Origin of the sequence: Geobacillus proteiniphilus (genome assembly GCF_001908025.1) — a bacterium.
Taxonomy (GTDB): Bacteria; Bacillota; Bacilli; order Bacillales; family Anoxybacillaceae; genus Geobacillus; species Geobacillus proteiniphilus.
Genome location: NZ_MQMG01000101.1, coordinates 1 through 2,840 on the forward strand (window position 1 = coordinate 1; position 2,840 = coordinate 2,840).

The 2,840-nt window shown below is 46.3% G+C and carries 1 protein-coding gene and 2 pseudogenes; 1 reads left to right on the forward strand and 2 read right to left on the reverse strand.

The window, feature by feature from the left end; translation table 11 throughout:
• Positions 1 to 97: 97 nt before the first annotated feature.
• Positions 98 to 346 (reverse strand): annotated as a pseudogene (locus BRO54_RS18580) (IS481 family transposase); the annotation flags it as partial.
• Positions 347 to 866: 520 nt separating this feature from the next.
• On the opposite strand from BRO54_RS18580, the gene brnQ reads away from it, so the two are divergent.
• Positions 867 to 2,177 (forward strand): branched-chain amino acid transport system II carrier protein, encoded by a 1,311-nt coding sequence (gene brnQ, locus BRO54_RS18585; protein WP_014196898.1) that lies wholly within the window; start codon positions 867 to 869, stop codon positions 2,175 to 2,177.
• Between the two features lie 118 nt (positions 2,178 to 2,295).
• Here the strand turns inward: brnQ and BRO54_RS18590 are convergent.
• Positions 2,296 to 2,706 (reverse strand): annotated as a pseudogene (locus BRO54_RS18590) (zinc ribbon domain-containing protein); the annotation flags it as partial.
• Positions 2,707 to 2,840: the final 134 nt, after the last annotated feature.

Below are 2,840 nucleotides of genomic sequence, written 5' to 3' on the forward strand. Positions count from 1 at the left end.
GGAGGGTGTCCCCAAAGTTGAGGACACCCTTAAAATTTAGGAGAAAATATCGGAGCAGAGTAAGGCGAATATCGCCCGATTATCGTAGTATCCAATGTTTGCCGTTATCCGAGTAAATTCGCTTCGGCTTTCCGTATCGAAGCAACGCTTCTTTGGTCACGATCCGCAACCCGTCAAATTTCTCGGAAGAGAAAAACTGAGCGTACGGCACGACCCGCGAGCAGTCATCGATATAGGCAATTAAAAGCGTTTTTTGTGTTTTGCCATTCACACGAATCAACGGGCCATGGGACAAATCATCTTGCCAGAGCTCATTGACCTGATAGTACGCGAAATGTTTTCCTTCCGACCTTTTTATTTAGAGGAAATTTTTTATTTCTTCTCGCATAATCAGCTCTAAGTAAAATGCTTCACACAAAATTTTATACATCATCTATTGCTCAATCATTATTATGATTTCCTTGTAACTATAATAAAAAACATGCTATCCTTTCTGTAAAGAAACCATAACTCCTTATATTCACGACCTAAGCTTTGTTTGATGATTAAATTGACATCTGCGCTTTCAGTCAGATATGAATGTTGGCTTGCGTATTGTTGTCACCATCTATGCGAATGAGTAATCGGTAATCCATCAGCGTTTGGTACATCTAAAGACAGTGTGTAGGGATGAAGACATATGTCTTGGACATATTTATTTTTACCCGTGGTGCTAGTTGAGCTTTAGCGCTCAACTAGCACCACGGGTTAATATTTATAAAGGATTAGGATAATAATAATCGACTGTTATCCTAAATTGATACTATTGTTTTGTTATATATCAGAATATTTAATTCATTTTCAAAATAATAGAAATGAGGGATACAATGAAAACGAGAGATGTGCTGTTTACTGGATTGATGCTCTTTTCCCTCTTTTTCGGCGCGGGCAACTTGATTTTTCCTCCGTATTTAGGGATGGAAGCGGGAACGGCCGTATGGCCGGCGGTTCTTGGATTTATCGTCACCGGTGTTGGGCTGCCGCTGTTGTCGGTCGCGGCGGTGGCGTTCGCCAAAGACGGCATCCGTTCGCTCGGCAACGCTGTTCATCCGCTGTTCAGCCTTTGCTTTTCACTCGCTGTGTATTTGGCGATCGGCCCGTTTTTCGGCATTCCGCGCGCGGCTAGCGTCGCCTATGAAATCGGAGCGAAGCCGTTTTTCCCTGAGAGCGGATCTTTGGTGATGTGGCTGTTTACGGGTCTCTTTTTCGCCCTTGTGTACTGGCTCAGCTTAAACCCCTCGAAGCTTGTGGATCGAATCGGCCAGCTGTTGACGCCGATGTTGCTGCTTTCCATTGCTGTGCTTTGCCTTACCGGTTTAATCCGGCTTGACGACCCACAGGCGCTGCCGGCTGAGAAGTATGCCTCGGCGCCGTTTGTGAAAGGGATGCTGGAAGGGTATTTAACGATGGATACGATCGCGGCCCTTGCCTTTGGCATCGTCGTCATTCATGCGCTCCGTGACCGCGGGGTGGACCGGCCGGCGTTGCAGGCAAAAGCCACGGTGCAAGCCGGATTGATCGCTGGATTGGGACTCGCGCTCGTTTATGGCGGCATTGCCATCATTGGTGCTAGAATGGCTGGTGTCGGCTCATTTGCCAACGGAGCCGAGCTATTGTCATACGTGTCATCGCTGCTGTTTGGCAGCGGGGGGAAGTTGCTGTTGGGCGTGATCGTGGCGCTTGCCTGCTTAACAACGGCGGTTGGTCTAGTCGCTGCTTGTGCGCAATACTTTCAAGAGCTCACCCCGACTGTTTCGTACCGAACGTATGTCATTGTATTAACCTTATTTAGCTTTTTGATGTCAAACCTCGGCTTAAATGCGTTGATCGCTGTTTCCGTTCCAGTGTTGACGATGCTGTATCCATTGGCGATCGTGCTCGTCGCCCTGTCGTTTTTCCGCCGCTTTTACCGTGGTTCGGCGAAAGTGTACGGGATGGCGTTGCTCTTTACCGGCATGTTCAGCCTGTATGACGGTTTGAAAACGATCGGGCTGGAGACGGCATGGTTAGAACCGCTCCTCTCATGGGCGCCGCTGTTTTCAGTCGGGCTCGGCTGGGTTGTCCCTGCGCTGATCGGCGCTGCGCTTGGCTTGATGATCGATCGGCCGTCCGCAACGAAACGGAAACATGCGGCGTAAAGGGCTGACTCAAAAGGTCATGTACGCCCGGTCGGGGGAATAATATGAATGTGAACTACCCCCACTTAATTTTCTAGCGAAAATTTGAAGTGGGGGCTTCCAAAGAAGTTTGACTGCTTCAAGCAATCCTTATTCTTTGAGGCGTGTCCACTTCGCCGCTAGAGCATAAGACACTCAGGTCTACAGCTTTACTTTTCTTTAAGATGTTTAATGCGCCATTGACATCAGCATTAATTAGTTTGCCAGACTTTGTTCGATACAAGCCGCGCTTAATACGTTTGCCGCTGAACTTATATTCTTTTGGATTGTCGGCATTATATTCAGGAATCTCATCGCCGTCAAAAAAGCTGGCTTGAGACGTATAGGATTCTTCCTGTTTCAAGAATTCAATGCCGTAAAATTCACAAAGATATTCTAGTTTTTCTTTTATGTTACCGAGAGGAATATTGACAAAGTTTTGATTTGTCTTTTTTCCTAGATTAATATTGCGTTGCCATGTTTCCGCATAGCCAATGACAAGTTTGCCAATTTACAATCCGACGTTGTACATGTTCTTGGCAATATGGCACAGTTCTCGAAGAGTCAAGTATTCTTCTTTGGTCAAACCATTTAGCTGTTGTTTGATACAAAAATACATTTTTTCACCTCCCATCTAACTATATT

Coding starts and splice junctions, on each gene's coding strand:
- brnQ (WP_014196898.1), top strand. CDS start 867: ATGAAAACGAGAGATGTGCTGTTTACTGGATTGATGCTCTTTTCCCTC.